The organism is Polaromonas sp. (assembly GCF_010365105.1).
In the GTDB taxonomy this organism is placed as follows: Bacteria; Pseudomonadota; Gammaproteobacteria; order Burkholderiales; family Burkholderiaceae_C; genus Polaromonas.
On the sequence record NZ_JAAFGZ010000034.1, the window covers coordinates 20,032 to 37,263 of the forward strand.

At 64.3% G+C, this 17,232-nt stretch carries 16 protein-coding genes; 5 read left to right on the forward strand and 11 right to left on the reverse strand.

Annotation, left to right across the window (positions count from 1 at the left end; translation table 11 throughout):
- The first annotated feature begins 109 nt into the window (after nucleotides 1-109).
- From GZ092_RS17550 to GZ092_RS17560, 3 genes are all read left to right on the forward strand, one after another.
- A complete protein-coding gene (locus tag GZ092_RS17550; protein ID WP_293638297.1) occupies nucleotides 110-1,492 on the forward strand; it encodes a phosphomannomutase/phosphoglucomutase in 1,383 nt (460 codons plus the stop codon).
- 155 nt (nucleotides 1,493-1,647) lie between these two features.
- Entirely contained in the window at nucleotides 1,648-2,715 is a 1,068-nt protein-coding gene (gene waaC / locus GZ092_RS17555) for a lipopolysaccharide heptosyltransferase I (protein WP_293638319.1), read from the forward strand.
- On the forward strand, nucleotides 2,712-4,142 hold the full coding sequence (locus GZ092_RS17560; protein WP_293638298.1) for a 3-deoxy-D-manno-octulosonic acid transferase: 1,431 nt from the start codon (nucleotides 2,712-2,714) through the stop codon (nucleotides 4,140-4,142). The genes waaC and GZ092_RS17560 overlap by 4 nt, the downstream gene beginning before the upstream one ends.
- Here the strand turns inward: GZ092_RS17560 and GZ092_RS17565 are convergent.
- The 11 genes from GZ092_RS17565 to GZ092_RS17615 form a co-directional block, all read right to left on the reverse strand.
- Complete coding sequence (locus GZ092_RS17565) at nucleotides 4,093-4,704, reverse strand: GNAT family N-acetyltransferase (protein ID WP_293638300.1); 612 nt, start codon at nucleotides 4,702-4,704, stop codon at nucleotides 4,093-4,095. The two genes, GZ092_RS17560 and GZ092_RS17565, sit on opposite strands and share 50 nt — an antisense overlap.
- Complete coding sequence (locus GZ092_RS17570; protein ID WP_293638302.1) at nucleotides 4,701-6,389, reverse strand: AMP-binding protein; 1,689 nt, start codon at nucleotides 6,387-6,389, stop codon at nucleotides 4,701-4,703. Before GZ092_RS17570 ends, GZ092_RS17565 begins: the two co-directional genes overlap by 4 nt.
- Nucleotides 6,390-6,694: 305 nt before the next feature.
- Complete coding sequence (locus GZ092_RS17575) at nucleotides 6,695-6,931, reverse strand: hypothetical protein (protein WP_293638304.1); 237 nt, start codon at nucleotides 6,929-6,931, stop codon at nucleotides 6,695-6,697.
- A 132-nt stretch (nucleotides 6,932-7,063) separates the two neighbouring features.
- Entirely contained in the window at nucleotides 7,064-8,419 is a 1,356-nt protein-coding gene (locus GZ092_RS17580) for a TolC family outer membrane protein (protein ID WP_293638305.1), read from the reverse strand.
- 92 nt (nucleotides 8,420-8,511) lie between these two features.
- Entirely contained in the window at nucleotides 8,512-8,877 is a 366-nt protein-coding gene (locus GZ092_RS17585) for a rhodanese-like domain-containing protein (protein ID WP_293638306.1), read from the reverse strand.
- A 29-nt stretch (nucleotides 8,878-8,906) separates the two neighbouring features.
- Entirely contained in the window at nucleotides 8,907-9,596 is a 690-nt protein-coding gene (locus GZ092_RS17590) for a protein-L-isoaspartate O-methyltransferase (protein ID WP_293638307.1), read from the reverse strand.
- Nucleotides 9,597-9,880: 284 nt separating this feature from the next.
- Entirely contained in the window at nucleotides 9,881-10,546 is a 666-nt protein-coding gene (locus GZ092_RS17595) for a TetR/AcrR family transcriptional regulator (protein ID WP_293638308.1), read from the reverse strand.
- 312 nt (nucleotides 10,547-10,858) lie between these two features.
- Nucleotides 10,859-12,193 carry a glucarate dehydratase gene (gene gudD, locus GZ092_RS17600; RefSeq protein ID WP_293638310.1) on the reverse strand — a complete coding sequence of 445 codons (1,335 nt, stop codon included), beginning with the start codon at nucleotides 12,191-12,193 and terminating at the stop codon, nucleotides 10,859-10,861.
- Nucleotides 12,194-12,370: 177 nt separating this feature from the next.
- Nucleotides 12,371-13,369 carry a LacI family DNA-binding transcriptional regulator gene (locus GZ092_RS17605; protein ID WP_293638312.1) on the reverse strand — a complete coding sequence of 333 codons (999 nt, stop codon included), beginning with the start codon at nucleotides 13,367-13,369 and terminating at the stop codon, nucleotides 12,371-12,373.
- 82 nt (nucleotides 13,370-13,451) lie between these two features.
- Entirely contained in the window at nucleotides 13,452-14,231 is a 780-nt protein-coding gene (locus GZ092_RS17610; protein ID WP_293638313.1) for a YdcF family protein, read from the reverse strand.
- A gap of 61 nt (nucleotides 14,232-14,292) precedes the next feature.
- On the reverse strand, nucleotides 14,293-15,489 hold the full coding sequence (locus tag GZ092_RS17615; protein WP_293638314.1) for an acyl-CoA dehydrogenase: 1,197 nt from the start codon (nucleotides 15,487-15,489) through the stop codon (nucleotides 14,293-14,295).
- Nucleotides 15,490-15,654: 165 nt separating this feature from the next.
- Between GZ092_RS17615 and GZ092_RS17620 the strand changes: the two genes are divergently transcribed.
- A complete protein-coding gene (locus GZ092_RS17620; RefSeq protein WP_293638315.1) occupies nucleotides 15,655-16,548 on the forward strand; it encodes a LysR substrate-binding domain-containing protein in 894 nt (297 codons plus the stop codon).
- A gap of 30 nt (nucleotides 16,549-16,578) precedes the next feature.
- The gene (gene msrA, locus GZ092_RS17625) at nucleotides 16,579-17,118 is read left to right on the forward strand and encodes a peptide-methionine (S)-S-oxide reductase MsrA (protein WP_293638316.1); all 540 of its coding nucleotides are present in this window, start codon (nucleotides 16,579-16,581) and stop codon (nucleotides 17,116-17,118) included.
- Nucleotides 17,119-17,232 lie beyond the last annotated feature (114 nt).

A 17,232-nucleotide genomic window follows, 5' to 3' on the forward strand; every position in this document is an offset into this window, starting at 1 on the left:
GCGGGTTCCTCGCAACAGCAGCTGCTGTATAAAATTGACAGGCATTGTTTTTTTCTTTTTCTGCACTCCGGCCCTGTAGCGCCGCCACCCCTTTAAAAAGAGCCCCACCATGCAAGTAGCCGCTTCGATTTTCAAGGCCTATGACATCCGGGGCGTCGTGCCCGCCACCGTGACCGAGGACGTTGCCGAGGCCATTGGCAAGGCCTTTGGCACCCTTGCGCTGGCGCAGGGCGAGACGGCGGTGGCGGTCGGGCGCGACGGCCGGCTCAGCGGTCCGTCGTTCAGCGCTGCTTTGATGCGCGGCCTGGCAGCTGCCGGCATCGAGGTGATCGATGTCGGCATGGTCACCACGCCGATGCTGTACTTTGCCGCCAACACGCTGTGCAACTCCGGCATCCAGGTCACCGGCAGCCACAACCCCAAGGACTACAACGGCTTCAAGATGGTCATGGCCGGGCGCGCCATTTACGGCGACGACATCCAGGCGATCCGCGCCATGATGGAAGGCGAGACCTGGGCGCTAAAGGACGGCGGCTCGGTGCGCACCGAAGACGTGACGGCCGCTTACCAGGCGCGCATCGTGTCGGACATCAAGCTGGCCCGGCCGATGAAGATCGTGGTTGATTGCGGCAACGGCATTGCCGGCGCCACGGCCCCGGCTGTTTTCCGGGCTATTGGCTGCGAAGTGACCGAGCTGTTCAGCGAGGTCGATGGCAACTTTCCGAATCACCATCCCGACCCGAGCAAGCCCGAGAATCTGCAGGACCTGATCAAGGCGCTGCAGGCTGGCGACGCCGAACTCGGCCTGGCTTTCGACGGCGACGGCGACCGCCTGGGCATCGTCACCAAGGAAGGCCAGAACATCTACCCCGACCGCCAGATGATGCTGTTTGCCAGAGACGTATTGAGCCGCGTGCCGGGCGGCACCATCGTCTATGACGTGAAATGCTCGCAGCGCCTGGCGCCCGAGATTGAAGCGGCCGGTGGCGTGCCGCTGATGTACAAGACCGGCCATTCGCTGATCAAGGCCAAGATGAAGGAAGTCAATTCGCCGCTGGGTGGCGAAATGAGCGGCCACATCTTCTTCAAGGAACGCTGGTACGGTTTTGACGACGGCACCTACGCCGGCTGCCGCTTGCTGGAAATCGTCAGCAAGGCACCTGACGCCGGCGTGCTGCTCAACAGCCTGCCGACCAGCTTCAGCACGCCCGAGATCAACGTGCCCTGCGCCGAAGGCGAGCAGCACACGGCCGTGGCCGCGCTCATCAAGGCCGCGCATTTCGACGCGCCCGCCAAGATTTCGACCATCGACGGCGTGCGCGTGGACTGGCCGGACGGCTTTGGCCTGATCCGCGCGTCCAACACCACGCCGGTGCTGGTGCTGCGCTTCGAGGGCCAGACGCAGGCGGCGCTGGACCGCATCCAGGCCGACATGCTGGTGCTGCTGCGCAGCGTCAAGCCCGATGCGGTGTTTGCCGCGCCGGCGCATTGAATATAGAAGTGCATAGCGCAATACAGTCAGCAGGGAGCGTGGAGGGACCTTCTCCAGTCCAGTCAGGGCCGTGGAACCGGCTTTGCCGGGCCACAGGCAGAGCAGCCCCCTCGGAGGGCAGCGAACCACGCGAAGCGGGGAGCGCGGGGGTTCGAATCCTCCTCGTCAAGCTGTCGTCCCTCGGCGACGTCGTGCATGCCCTGCCGGTGGTGCAGGACATTCTCGCGGCCCTGCCGGATGCGCGCATCGACTGGGTGGTTGAAAAATCGTTTGCGTCCGTGCTGGCGTTGCATCCCGGGCTGCATCGCATCATTCCGTGCGAAATCCGGCGCTGGCGCAAGTCGCCGCTGTCGAAGATGACGCGCCAGCAGTGGAGCGCATTCAAGGCCGACCTGCGGCAGACCGAGTACGACGCCATCATCGACCTGCAGGGCCTGACCAAATCCGCCGTGGTGGCGTGGCTGGCACGGCTGGCACCCGGCGGCAAGCGTTACGCACTGGGCAACCAGACCGACGGTTCCGGCTACGAAGCTCCCACGCGCTGGGTGGCCGACGTGGCGATTCGCATCAAGCCGCACATCCACGCCGTGCAGCGCTCGCGCGAACTGGCGGCCCGGGCACTGGGCTATTGCCTTGCACCCAGCCCGGATTACGGGTTGAAAAGGCATCCTGCGCAAGCAGGACGGACCCTTTCAGCTCCTGAAAGAATAGCAAACAGGGTGGCTTTCGTGCATGGCACATCGCGCGCCGACAAGGAATGGCCGCTGGGACACTGGACGGCCCTGGGCCACCGCCTGAATGCTGCCGGCTACCAGATTGCGCTGCCCCACGGCAATGAAAAAGAAAAGCTCAAGAGCCAGGCGATTGCCAGGGCGCTCAATGAAAGCGCGCCCGGCCATGCCGTCGTCCTGCCGCTGCTGGCGCTCGATGCGCTGACGAACGAGCTGGCCCAGTGCGCCGGCGTCATCGGCGTGGACAGCGGCGTCAGCCACATCGCCGTGGCGCTGGACCTGCCGCATGTGCAGGTCTACAACTTCGACACCGCCTGGCGTACCGGACCCGACGCGGCCAGCGGTCGGCAGGTCAGTGTGTATGCCGCGCCCGAGCCCGGCGTGGACCAGGTCTGGCAAGCCTGGCTGGGTTGCCTGGAAACCTTGAAGGGGGCGCGGGACCAGCCATCCGAGGTGCTGGAATGGTCGGCGTGCGGGGCTGACGGCGCATGAGCGGCTGGGCAGGCGCGCTGTATTCGGTGCTCATGACGCTCGGCCAGCCGCTGCTGCGGCGCAAGCTGGCGCGGCGCGGGCGTGTGGAACCGGGCTACCTGGAAGCGGTTGAGGAGCGCTTTGGCCACTACCGCCAGCCGCCTGAAACAGCCTCCGAACTGGTTTGGGTGCATGCCGTGTCGCTGGGCGAAACCCGCACCGCTGCCGTGCTGCTCAGGTCGCTGCGCGCGCAGCATCCGGCGCTGCGCCTGCTGCTCACGCATGGCACCGCCACCGGCCGCGAAGAGGGCCGGGCGCTGCTCAAGTCCATCGGCCGGCCCGGCGACGTGCAGGTCTGGCAGCCGTGGGACAGCCCGGCGGCGGTGGTGCGTTTTTTCAGCCACTTCAGGCCGCGCCTGGGCCTGCTGATGGAAACCGAAATCTGGCCCAACACCGTGGCCGAATCCAAAAGGCGCGGCATGCCGCTGGTGCTGGTCAACGGCCGCCTGTCGGCCAAATCGCTGAAGCAGGCGCTGCGTCTGTCGGCCTTGTCGCTGCCAGCCTATGGTGCGCTGTCGGCGGTTTACGCGCAAACCGAAGAAGACGCCCAGCGCTTTCGCCTGCTGGGCGCGCCGGTCGCTGGCGTGTTCGGCAACCTGAAGTTCGACGCCACGCCGGACGCCGCCCAGCTGGCCAGAGGCCGGAAGTGGCGCGAAACGCTGGCGCAGCCGGTGCTGATGTTCGCCAGCTCGCGGGAAGGCGAAGAAGACGAATTTCTCAAGCAAATAAGTGCCTTTTCGCAGGCGGGACGAGCGCAGGCAGCTATGAATTCAGTAGCTTATCAATCAAGCAAGGCGTTCAAGGCGCTGATCGTGCCGCGCCATCCGCAGCGCTTTGACGAAGTGGCCGCGCTGGCCGCGCAACACGGCTTGACCGTGTCGCGCCGTTCGCAGTGGGCGGGCAGCCCCGCCGACAGCGTGGATGCTACGGCTGCCAGCGCCGGGCTGCCCCAAGCAAGGCCAGCCCCTTCGGCCGCCAGCGCAGCACATGCAGTGGCAAGCGTGGGGGCCATGACAGCCGATGTCTGGCTTGGCGATTCGCTGGGTGAGATGGCGCTGTACTACGGTTTGGGCGATGTGGCCTTGCTGGGCGGCAGCTTTGCCCCGTTGGGTGGCCAGAACCTGATCGAAGCCGCCGCCTGCGGCTGCCCGGTGGTGATGGGGCCGCACACCTTCAATTTTCTGGAGGCGGCCGCGCTGGCCGAGGCCGAGGGTGCAGCGCTGCGCGTGGCCGGCATGGCTGAAGCGGTGCAGGCCGGGTTGGCGCTGGCTGGGGATTCGGCGGCGCTGGGCAAAGCCGTGGCCGCCGGGCTGGCATTCGCGGCACGCAACCGGGGGGCTACGGACCGGACGGTGGTGGCGTTGCAGCATTTTTTGCAGCCGGTTTGACCGGCACAGGCGGCAGCATTTCCTGCTTCAGCGCGCGCGTCACGCGCACCACGGTGCCATCCTCCGGCACCGGCTCGACCTGGAAACCGAGCTTTCGCGCCAGCGCGAGCATCGGCATGTTTTGGGCCATCACGCTGCCTTCCATCACTGTGTAGCCATCGTGCGGCGCGCGGTGCACCAGGCTGGCCAGCAAGTCGGTGGCGAGTCCACTGCCGCGCCAGTCTTCGGCCACGGTGATTGCGAACTCGCAGGTGCTGGTATTGTTCTCGCCTGCCCGCACGTATTGCGCGCCGCCCACGATGTCGATACCGTCGGCCGCCGGGATCGTGGCCAGCAACATGAAATCGCGACCGGGTTGCGGATGCACACCGCGTTCGAGCGCCGCAGGATTGAGTTGCTTCTTGTGCTGCATGAAACGCTTGTAGCGTGAATCGGCTGACAGGCGTTCAAAGGCCTGGACGATCTCCGCCGCATCACTCGACACCGCCGCGCGCAGCAACACTTCGCGGCCATCGCGCAAGCGCAGGCTGCGCGGGTGATAAGAAGTGCTTGGCGTCATCATGCCGCCGCAACAGGTACAGCCGCACTGTCGTCACGCAGCGCGCGGCGCAGGATCTTGCCGATATGGGTCTTGGGCAGTGGCTCCGTGCGGAACTCGACGATGCGCGGCATCTTGTAGCCGGTCAGATGCAGCCTGCAGTGCGCAAGCAGCGCGGCCTCGGTCAGCGCCGGGTCCTGGCGCACCACCACCACCTTGACGGCTTCGCCTGATCGCTCATCGTGCACGCCAATTGCTGCGGCCTCCAGCACGCCGGGGTGCATCGTCAGCACGTCTTCGATCTCATTGGGAAACACCTTGAACCCGGACACCACGATCATGTCTTTCTTGCGGTCGGTGATGCGGATGCTGCCGCGTGCATCCATCATGCCCATGTCGCCGGTGCGCAGCCAGCCGTCGGCCGTAAACACCCTGGCAGTTTCGTCGGGCCGTTGCCAGTAGCCGCTCATCACCTGCGGGCCGCGCAGGCAGATCTCGCCGACCTGGCCCAGCGCGACCGGCCCGCCTTCATCGTCAAGAATGGCTGCCTCGGTACTCGGGACTGGTACGCCGATCTGGCCGCTCCACTCCTGGATGGTGACCGGGTTGGCGATGGCCACCGGGGCGGTTTCAGTCAGGCCGTAGCCTTCCACCAGCGGAACGCCCGCGCGCTCCTTCCAGCGATGGGCCACCACGTTCTGCACGGCCATGCCCCCGGCCACCACGAGCTTGAGCTGGCGCAGTTCAACATTGGCAAAGCCCGGCGCGTCAAGCAGCGCGCGGAACAGCGTGTTCACGCCGATGATCGCGGTGAAACGCGACTCCCTGAGCACCTTGAGGAAAGCCGGCATGTCGCGCGGATTGGCGACCAGAACCGTTTGCGCGCCAATACTGAAGAAGGCCAGCGCGCCCGTCAGTGCAAACACGTGGTACAGCGGCAGCGGAATGACCAAAATCTCTTTGCCATCGCTCAGGTTGGGCGACATCCAGGCGGCCACCTGCAACACGTTGGCCACCATGTTGCCGTGGCTCAGCATCACTCCCTTGGCCACGCCCGTGGTGCCGCCGGTGTATTGCAGGAAGGCGAGATCGTCGTGCGTCAGCAGCAACTCGTCCGGTAGCAGTGCACGGCCGTCTGCCAGCGCGCGCCTGAAGTCCACGGCACCGGCCAGCTGCCAGTGCGGCACCAGCTTTTTCACATGCTTGACCACGGCGTTCGTCAGCAGCCGCCTGAGCGGTGGCAGCAGGTCGCCCACCTGCGTCGTGACCACCGTGCGCAGCGGCGTGGCGGCTATCACCTGCTCCAGCGTGTGCGCGAAGTTCTCCAGCACCACGATGGCCGTGGCGCCAGAGTCGATCAGCTGGTGCTTGAGTTCGCGCGGCGTGTAGAGCGGGTTGACGTTGACCACCACCATGCCGGCGCGCAGCACGCCGAACAGCACCACCGGGTACTGCAGCAGGTTCGGCATCATCAGCGCGACGCGATCGCCGCGCTTGAGCCCGGCCACCTTCTGCAGCCAGGCGGAAAAGGCGCAGCTGGCGTCGTCAAGCTGGCGAAAAGTCATCGCCGTGCCCATCGACTGGTAGGCCGGCAAGTCGGCAAAGCGCACACAGCTGGCCGCAAGAACGTCCTTGAGCGACGCGAACTGGTGGATATCGATCTCGGCCGGAACGCCGGCCGGGTACTGAGCTAGCCAGGGCTTGTCCATGAATTCCCCTTTGCTGAGATGTTTCAATAGTTCCGTGGTTCAGGCGTGGACGCTGGGCGGCGACGCACCCCTGTCATCAAATATGCCGCAGGAGCGACGGCCGGGATTGCGCAATGTCAAGGCCAGATGAATGCGTACAGTCTCGAAGGATATCCTTCACCAGCGCGCAGGGGAGGGCGATGGCGAAAACGAATTTTCGGTGATTCCATTTTTAAATCCTTCGGATATGTCGTTGCTTTGCCTTGCCGTGCTGCAGCACTGTCTGCGGCTTCGCGCCTGATCATCGAAATGTTTTAGAAATGGAATCAAAGCCTTTTGGTCGCAGGCAAAGGCTTCGGGAAAGGCCACTTCAAAATGAAAAAAGCGGTAACCCTGGGCACAGGCTTCAATCTGCTCGAGCGTGGCGCTTTTGCTTCGGCCATCAGCGCACGACGGGTACAGATGAAGCTGAGCGTGCCCGACAGAAAATTGAGCTTGGGCGCAATCAAGCCTTTCCACAGCGCTTTGGACTGCTCGACCTCTGCCGCCGGGATGCCGGGCATGGCGTCGAGCTCGTGCATCACGGCGCGCAGTTCGTCAACCATGGCGCTCAGGTTATCCACGAAAAAATCAGCAGGAAAGGCGCCGGGCGCACGGGTCCGGCTTTTGCGGGTCGGAACGGGGCGGGTGTCTGGCTACCGGGCCAGCAAGTTATTCACCTGCTGCAGGTCATCAGGCGTCAGCGTGCCGCTGGCCTGGCGCAGCCTTAGCCCGCCTAGCAGCACGTTGTAGCGCGCCTGCGCCAGGTCGCGTTTGGTCTGGAACAGCTGGCTCTGGGCATTCAGCACGTCGATGTTGATGCGCACGCCGACCTGGTAGCCTAGCTTGTTGGCGTCCAGCGCGCTCTGGCTGGACAGCTCGGCCGCTTCCAGTGCGCGGACCTGGCCCTGGCCCGATTGCACGCCGAAATAGGCGGTGCGCACGTTCTGCGACACGCTGCGGCGCGTGCCTTCCAGGTCGCTCAGCGCCCGGTCGCGCAGCGCCAGCGTTTCGCGGATGCGGTTTTGCGTCGAGAAACCGGCGAACAGCGGCACATTGAGCAGCAGGCCGACGCTGCCGGTGTTGGCGCGCGAGGAAATGCCGGCTTGCGCGGTATTCGTCGGGTTTTTGGTGACGTTGTAGCTGGCGGTGGCGTCCAGCGTGGGTTTGTGGCCGGCTTCGGCTTTTTTGACTTCCAGATCAGCAATCTCGGCATTGCTTCTGGCCTGGCGAATCGCCGGGCTGACCGCTTCGGACTGGCTGACCCAAGTGCTGACTTCAGCCGGCACCACGTCGGGAAGGTTCACCGGAACGGCCAGGGGACGGGGCTGTGATTCGGTGATGCCGACCAGCTGGTCGAGTGCGATCTTGCGCACGCGCAGGTCGTTTTCGGCGGCGATTTCCTGGGCGCTTACCAGGTCAAAGCGCGCCTGGGCTTCGCGGCTGTCGGTGATGGTCGAGGTGCCGACCTCGAAATTGCGCTTGGCAAAGGCCAGTTGCTCGTTGACGGCTTCCTTTTGCGCGCGCACAAAGGCCAGTGTGTCTTGCGCTGCCAGCACGTCAAAGTAGGCCTGGCTGGTGCGCACGATCAGGTCCTGCGAAGCGGCTTCCACTTGGGCGCGGGCCAGATCGACCTGCCGGAAACCCTGCTCGTAGTTGGCCCAGTTGCCCGGACGGTACAAGGGCTGGCTGGCGCTCAGCGTGGCGTTCTGGGTGTTGAAGCTGGTGCCGCCGCCCGCCGGGGACGTGGTGCTGTCCACGTTGACGCGCGAGGCGCCCGCCGACAGGCCGGCGGTTGGCAAAATGCCGGCCCTGGCCTGGTCGGCACGCGCCAGGTTGGCGTCGTATTGCAGCTTGGCCGACTGGTAGGTGGCGTCAAAGGCGCGCGCTGATTCATACAACTCGACCAGGCTCTGCGCCTGCGCCAGGGGCGCCAGGCTTGCCAGCGCAAATGCGACCGAAACGGGCAGCATTGACAGGCGGTGTGCCGACAGTTGGGGTAGCAGGGTCATAGAGGTCTTGCAGAGGTTGAATGAATCAAAAAAAACGGACCCTGTGGCCAGCGCACGGAAGGAAGTCCGGCCGCTGCCGGCCAACAAGCCGCCTAATAGCGGGGAACCGACGGATCGACCTGCTGCGTCCAGGCGTCAATGCCGCCCTGCAGGTTGACGACTTCGGCAAATCCCCCTTGCGCCAGGTAGTTGGCCACCTGCAGGCTGCGCATGCCATGGTGGCACAGGCAGGCGATGGGATGGGTGGTGCCGAGCGTGTCCTTCAGTTCAGCCAGGCGGCTTGGTACCTCGCGCATGGGCAGGGCCAGCAGGCTGAAGCCGTCTTCCCGGACCGAAGCGGTTTGCATCTCCCAGGGTTCGCGCACATCCAGCACCACAGGAAGGACGGTGGGTGCCAGACCGGCTGCGGCACGGTCGCGCCAGGCGGCAAAGTCGGAGGGTTGGAGTTGAGAAATCATTCGGCTGGCCTTGCGGAGGATTTGGACGGTCAGAAAGTGAAGGTCGATGGCTCGGGGAAATTGAGCAGCCGGGGCGCAACCGTGTCCCAGGCCTGCGAGGTGCGAAACGACTCCTTGGTGACGCGGGTGATGAGCGTGGCGCGCATCATCGGCTCGTAGCCGACGATGGCGCTCAGGCGGCCGCCGACCTTGAGCAGGTCAAGCAGCGCCGGCGGCACTTCAGCCACCGAGCCGCTGAGCACGATCACGTCGAACGGGCCGCGCAGGGGGCCGTTGTCGGACACTGCTTCGGCCAGGTTGGCTGCGCCGTCGGCCAGGCGCACTTCGGCGTTGTAGATGCCGGCCTTTTGCAGGTTCCGGCGTGCGGTTTCGACCAGCGCAGGCTCGATTTCCAGCGTGATGACCTGTTGGGCGCGGTGCGCGAGCAGGGCGGTCATGTAGCCCGAGCCGGTGCCGATTTCCAGCACCTTTTCATGTTTTTGCACGGACAGGTCCTGCAGGATGCGGGCTTCCACCTTGGGTTCGAGCATGCACTGGCCGGGGTTGTGCTGCGGTGGCAGCGGGATTTGCATATCGACAAAGGCCAGCGCCCTGCAGGCCGGCGGGACGAAATCCTCGCGCCGGACCAGTGCGAGCAGGGAAAGGACCTGGCTGTCCAGCACTTCCCAGGGGCGGATTTGCTGCTCGATCATGTTGAAGCGGGCTTGTTCGTAGTTCATGGCAGTTGGCGGGTGAGGCGGTGGTATTGAAAAGAGGAGGACATGCAGCGCAGCCGCTGATTTTAGACGGCGTGGGCTGCGCCAGCCTGACGCTGATTGTGCGCCGGGGCTTGCGCTGCCGGCGACGGTTTGCGCCGGAACCTGCGCGGGAGCCCTTGCGCCAAATCGTTCCAGTGGCCGTGACGGACAGCACTTTTGTGCACCGCCAGACCCTGCAGCCCGCCGGGAACGCAGGCATTGGTGAACGAAAGGGCCCGCGCCCACGGCATCGAGCGCTCCATGGTTCAGGCCTCCGGGTCGCCGGGCGCGGCGCGCATGCCGTCCAGCAGTATGCCCAGCTGCGATGCGATGTATTTTTGGGGGTCGAGCGGGCAATCGATGGGCATGCACACGCCCATCGAATGCTGTGACAGGATCATGAAGACCATGGGCGCGACCACGCTGTACACCGCATAGTCCAGGTCCATGCTGCGGAATTCGCCGCGCTCGATGCCACGCTGCAGGATGCGGCGGATCAATGAATGGCCGGGCTGGACGACTTCATGCTGATAAAAAGCGGCAATGTCCGGGAAGTTGGCGGCCTCGCTCATCATCAGCTTGGTCAGGCCCGACGCCTTGGTCGCGCCGACACGGTCCCACCAGCTGTTCATGCAGTAGGCCAGCATGTCGCTGCTGCTGCCCCTGAACACTTCAAAGTCGCTGTTCCACTCGACCAGACGACCGGCAATGCTTTCGCGCACCACCGCCTTGAACAACTCGTCCTTGCTGGGAAAGTAAAGGAACAGCGTGCCCTTGGACACGCCGGCACGCGCCGCGACTTCTTCCACGCGGGTGGCGGCAAAGCCTTTTTCAACAAAAAGGTCGAGCGCGGCGTCGAGCAGTTCGCCGGGCCGGGCTTGCTTGCGGCGCTCGCGTTTGGCGCCCTGGATGGGTAAGGTGTCGGCTGGCAAAGGGATGGGTTTCTATATTACTGACTGACTGGTTAGTAATATAGCTTTTTGACTTTGTCCCGTCAACCGCAAGGCCCGCCATGCGGCAAGAGTGAACTGCCCACCAAAAAAAATTTCATGGAGCAAAGAGGCCAGCGGCGCCTTCGCCTGGTAAGTTGTCGTTTTAAGCTCATCAACACTTTTTTCAGAATGAAATTCGCCTCTTGCGCAAGACTGGCATGCCTGGTTAGCTATTGATAATATAGCAACAAATAGCCATCCGTTTTGCGCGCCGCGACAGACGGGCAGGGTGGTTTCGCGATGTGTACTCGCTTATCGGTCGAACGCCGGGCGCTTCGGGTTGAAGGCCCAGTTGGGAATCAGGCTCTGCATGGCAACCGCGTCGTCACGCGAACCCAGGCCGTGCTGCTTGTACAGCTGATGGGCTTTCTCGACCTCGGCCATGTCCAGCTCGACGCCCAGGCCGGGCTTTTGGGGCACCGCCACCAGGCCGCCGACGATCTGCAGCGGCTCTTTGGTCAGGCCCTGACCGTCCTGCCAGATCCAGTGCGTGTCGATGGCCGTCACGCGGCCCGGCGCGGCCGCCGCCACATGGGTGAACATGGCCAGCGACACGTCGAAGTGGTTGTTCGAATGCGATCCCCAGGTCAGCCCCCAGTCGCGGCAGGTCTGCGCCACGCGCACCGAGCCGGCCATGGTCCAGAAGTGCGGGTCGGCCAGCGGAATGTCCACCGACTGCAGCGACAGCGCATGCGTCAGCTGGCGCCAGTCGGTGGCGATCATGTTGGTCGCCGTGGGCAGGCCGGTGGCGCGGCGGAATTCGGCCATCACCTCGCGGCCCGAAAAACCGTCTTCGGCGCCGCACGGGTCCTCGGCATAGGCCACCACGTTTTTCATGTCGCGCATCAGGCGAATGGCGTCTTTCAGCAGCCAGCCGCCGTTCGGGTCCAGCGTGACCCGCGCTTGTGGAAAGCGCTCGTGCAGCGCCGTCACGGCGTCGATTTCTTCCTCGCCGCGCAGCACGCCGCCCTTGAGCTTGAAGTCGTTGAAGCCGTAGCGCGCATGGGCGGCTTCGGCCTGGCGCACGATGGCCTCGGGCGTCAAGGCGGTTTCGTGGCGCACGCGCGACCAGTCATTGTCGGCATTGGGCTCGCTGTGGTAAGCCAGACCGGTCCGGGTGCGGTCGCCGACAAAAAACAGGTAGCCGAGCATCTCGACGGCTTCGCGCTGCTGGCCTTCGCCCAGCAAGGCCGCCACCGGCACGCCCAGGTGCTGGCCGAGCAGGTCAAGCAGCGCCGACTCGACGGCCGTCACGGCGTGGATGGTGGTGCGCAAATCAAAGGTCTGCAGCCCGCGCCCGCCGCTGTCGCGGTCGGCAAACTGCTGGTGCATTTGCTGCAGCAGGCTTAAGTAGCTGCCAATCGGCTGGCCAACGACCAGCGCCTTGGCGTCTTCCAGCGTCTGGCGAATCTTTTCGCCGCCCGGCACTTCGCCGACGCCGGTGCGCCCGGCGTTGTCGGTCAGGATCAGGAGGTTGCGCGTGAAGAAAGGGCCGTGCGCGCCGCTCAGGTTGAGCAGCATCGAGTCGCGGCCTGCGACAGGGATCACCTGCAGGTTGGTGATCAGCGGTGTGGAGTGGGTGGACATGAGCGTTTATTGAAAAGGGTGGGAAAAGGCATCCGCATTGCAATTGCAGCCAGCAAAAAGTTTTATTAAGCATCGATGTTATCGATAACATTGGCGTGCAGGATAGCATTTTGAAAAACAGGAGAGGATGGGGTAAACCCTGGGCTGGAGTGGCTTGAGCAGCTGAAATGGCAGAACTCAGGCGCTGGCGCGCTCGATGATCTCGAAGCCGATGTCAACAATCGGCTCGCTGACGCTTCGGCCTTCGGCACGGTCCACGATGTACTGCGCGGCGGTGCGGCCCATGCGCGTGCCGTCGATGCGCACGGTGGTCAGCGCCGGCTCCAGGCTGGCGGCCAGTTCCAGGTCGCCAAAGCCCATCACGCCCAACTGCCCCGGCACGGTCAGCCCTTGGGTTTGCGCCTCGATCAGCACGCCCAGGGCCAGCATGTCGGAGCTGCAGAACACCGCGTCGGTAAGCGGGTACGCGTCCAGAATGGCCACCAGCCCGGCGCGGCCCGAGCCCAGGGTGGTGGGCGCTGGCACGAAGTGCGTGGGCGCCTCGTTCAGGCCCAGTGTGCGGCCCATGCCCTGAAAGCCTTCAATGCGGCGGCGTGCCCGGTCGTCGCCAGCGCTGATGAACGCCGGATGCCGGTAACCCCGGCTGTACAGGAAATGGCACACCGACTGGCCGATGCGCTCATGCGAAAAGCCGACCAGCATGTCGATCGGCGTGGGCGTCAGGTCCCAGGTTTCCACCACCGGAATGCCCGACGCTAGGAGCTGGCGCCGGCCTTCAGGCGAATGCATGATGCCGGTCAGCACGATGCCATCGGGGCGGCGGCGGATGATGGCGTCGAGCAATGCGTCTTCCCGCGAGGCGTCGTAGCCGCTCTGGCCGATCATGAGCTGGTAGCCCTGCGCGTCAAGGGCCTCGTTCAGTGCGCGGATGGTTTCCTGAAACACCGGCCCGATCAGTGTCGGCAGCACGGTCGCCACCAGCCGGGCCTTCGAGGACCGCAGGCCGCGCGCCATGCCGTTGGGCACGTAGCCGGTGCGGGTCACGACCTCGCGCACCCGGGCCAGCACGTCGGGGGAAACTTTTTCGGGATGGTTGAGCGTGCGCGAAACGGTCATGGCCGACACGCCGGCCAGCCGGGCAACGTCGTGGACGGTGAAGCCCTGTGACTTTTTCATGGAGGAGGGGAGTAGGGAGCAAGCACCGGAATGGCCATCGTTGATGATACCGGCGGCTTCTGCGCAATACCTCCCGCTGGAATCACAGGGGCGTGAACTGCCCGACCGCCAGGCCCAGGCATTCGCGCAACACCTGGCGCGATGCCAGCAGCCCCTGCGCGGAAGGCAGCCATTGCAGCAGCGGGCTTTCGACGGGCAGCGTGAAGCCCATCGGCGCGGGCGTCACCGTGAAGCCGGCGCGCTCAAAAGCTGCCACCGAGCGCGGCATGTGCCAGGCATCGGTGACCAGCGCAATGCGCTGCACGCCTTCGCGCATCAGCACAGGCGCAAGCAGGCGCGCATTGCCATCGGTGTCACGCGACACGGCTTCGCTCCAGCGCAATGCAAAGCCAAACTCCTGCTGCGCCACGCGCGCGGCCACGTCGGCCTCTGACGCCGGCTGCATGCCGTCGGCGGCCCAGCCGATGCCGCCGCTGAAGGCCAGCGGCAGGCCAGATTGGCGCGCCAGCCAGATGCCGTAGCGCAGCCGGGCGGCGGTGACAGGGGACGGCTGGGGCGCGCCGCCGTATTCGGGTGCGCCAGGCAGCACGCCACCGCCGAGGATGACGACAGCCTGAACCTGATTTGCCTTGAGTTGCGCAGTGGTCACCGCCTCAAACTGCGGCAGCGCATGGCGCGCCAGCCACACCGCCGTGCCGTGGCAGCTGAGCAGCCAGAGCGCCGCGAGCGACAGCGCGATGAGCGCCAGGCCGCCGCGTTTTCGGCGCCAGTCCAGCAGCACGCCGAACAGCGCCAGCAGCAGCGGCGCCATCGGCGGCATGGCCAGACTGGTCAGCAGCGGCTTGAATACACCCAGTTCCATCAATAGCTATAAAATTAATAGCTACTCATACAAGCGGGGCATGCGCAAAAGTCATGAATGATCAATAAAAAGCCTGCAGCCCGGTCTGCGCACGGCCCAGGATCAGGGCATGCACGTCATGCGTGCCTTCATAGGTGTTGACGGTTTCCAGGTTGATCATGTGGCGAATGACGTGGTATTCGTCATGGATGCCGTTGCCGCCGTGCATGTCGCGCGCCATGCGGGCGATGTCGAGCGACTTGCCGCACGAGTTGCGCTTGATCAGCGAGATCATCTCGGGCACGGCCCGGTCTTCGTCCATCAGGCGGCCGACGCGCAGGCAGGCTTGCAGGCCAAGCGCGATTTCCGTCTGCATGTCGGCCAGTTTTTTCTGGATCAACTGGGTTTGCGCCAGCGGGCGGCCAAACTGCACGCGGTCCAGCGTGTACTGGCGGGCACGGTGCCAGCAGTCTTCTGCTGCGCCCAGCGCGCCCCAGGCAATGCCGTAGCGCGCCTTGTTCAGGCAGCCGAACGGACCCTTCAGGCCGCTGACGTTGGGCAGCAGGTTTTCTTCCGGAACAAACACGCCGTCCATCACGATTTCGCCGGTGATGCTGGCGCGCAGGCTCATCTTGCCTTCGATCTTGGGGGCGCTCAGGCCCTTCATGCCCTTTTCGAGCACGAAGCCGCGGATGCTTTCCTGGCCGCCGACCTTGCCATCAGGGTCTTCGAGCTTGGCCCAGACCACAAACACGTCGGCAATCGGGCTGTTGGTGATCCACATCTTGGCGCCGTTCATGATGAAGCCGCCATCAACCGGTTTGGCGCGCGACAGCATGCTGGCCGGGTCAGAGCCGTGGTTGGGCTCGGTCAGGCCGAAGCAGCCGACCCATTCGCCGGTTGCCAGCTTGGGCAGGTATTTCTGCTTTTGCGCTTCGTTGCCGTAGGCGTTGATCGGGTGCATGACGAGCGAAGACTGCACGCTGATGGCGCTGCGGTAGCCGCTGTCCACGCGCTCGACTTCACGCGCCACCAGGCCGTAGCTGACGTAGTTCAGGCCGGCGCAGCCGTAGCCTTCAATCGTTGAACCCAGAAAGCCCATTGCGCCCGCTTCCGTCATGATCTCGCGGTCGAACTTTTCATGGCGCGCGGCCATCAGCACCCGGGTCTGCAGCCTTTCCTGGCAGAACGTGTGGGCCGCTTCCTGCACCGCGCGCTCGTCCTCGGTCAGCTGATCGTTCAGAAAAAGGGGGTCTTCCCAGTTGAATTTGGTTTTCATGGTGCAGTCCTTGAGGGATGGTGGGGCGGGTGAATGGGGGGCTAGGGCAAAGTGTAGGGGAATCATTTTTTGCCTGCCCAACACTCGCATTTAGCCTGATTGTTAGGCCATCATGAATACTTGTCCAATATCAATTAGCAATGCAACGATATATTATTTGTATCCATGGAATTCCGACACCTGCGCTATTTTCTGGTTCTTGCTGAAGAACTGCACTTTGGCCGTGCGGCGCGCCGGCTGTCCATTTCGCAGCCGCCACTGTCGCTGAACATCCAGCAGCTCGAAGCATCGATCGGCGCCCGGCTGTTTACCCGCAACAGCAAGCAGGTGACGCTCACCGCCGCGGGCCTGGCCTTTGTGCCGGCCGCACGGGCGCTGCTGGACCAGGCGGCGCAGGCGGCCCGCCATGCGCGGGACGTGGGGCAGGGCATGGCCGGCAGCCTGGCGATCGGCTTTGCCGGCACCATGCTGTACAGCGGCCTGCCCGACATTTTGGAGCATTTCCAGGCGCAGCATCCGCTGCTGCGGCTGATGCTGAAGGAGCTCAGTTCAAGCGAGCAGCTGGTCGAACTGGCGCATGACCGGCTCGACATCGGCTTTGTCCACACCACCCGCGTGCCGCCCGAGCTGTCGCAAATCCTGGTGTCCAGCCAGGCGCTGGTTGGCTGCCTGCCGGCCGGCCACCGGCTGGCGCAGCAGGACACGCTGTCGCTCAAGGCGCTGCAGGGCGAGCCCTTTGCCGTGGTGTCGCGCGCTGTGTCGCCTGACTACCATGAGCGCATCCTGGGCATCTGCACCGACGCGGGTTTTCACCCCGAGATCCGTTACGAGCTGCGCCACTGGCTGAGCGTGGTGTCGCTGGTGTCGCAGGGCATGGGCGTGGCGCTGGTGCCGGCGGCATTGAGCCGCTCGGCCATGGCGGGAACGGTTTTCGTGCCGCTGGACCGCGCCACCACGCCCTACGACACCCATTGCCTGTGGAAAACCGCCCGTGACAATCCCGCACTGGCGTCATTCGTCAATGCCGTGCGCGATGCAAGCACGCAGCCAAGCGGCTAAAGTGGCTGGTCACAAAAGGAAACCCTACTCATGAGCGAATCACACACCATCACTTTGGGCGGCGGCTGCTTCTGGTGCACCGAGGCGGTGTATGTCAAGGTGCGCGGCGTCACCGACGTGGAGTCGGGCTACAGCAACGGCCAGGCGGCGCGACCCAGTTACGAAGAAGTCTGCACCGGCCGCACCGGCTGCAACGAGGTCGTCAAGCTGACCTATGACCCGGCCGATATCACGCTGCGCGAAATCCTGGAGATATTCTTTGTCATCCACGACCCGACCAGCCTGAACCGCCAGGGCAACGACGCGGGCACGCAGTACCGCAGCGGTATCTATTACGCGTCGCCCGAGCAGAAGGAGGTGATCGACGATTTCATCCGCGAAGCCAGCCAGGACAAGACCTTTGGCAAACCGATCGTCACCGAGGTGCTGCCGCTGGCCGACTACTGGCCCGCCGAGGATTACCACCAGGATTATTTCGAGAACAATCCGAACGGCGGCTACTGCGCCTTTGTCGTCGGGCCGAAGGTCGAGAAGTTTCGCAAGACATTTGCGTCGCGGGTCAGGGAGTGAACGGGGTGAGTCGCATTTAATGCTATTGAATAGAGCCAATTGCACAATTCTGCGTCATAGGTTCAGAAGACTGGTTTTTCGTAAAAGCCAAGCTGGATGCGATCGAACTGAAGA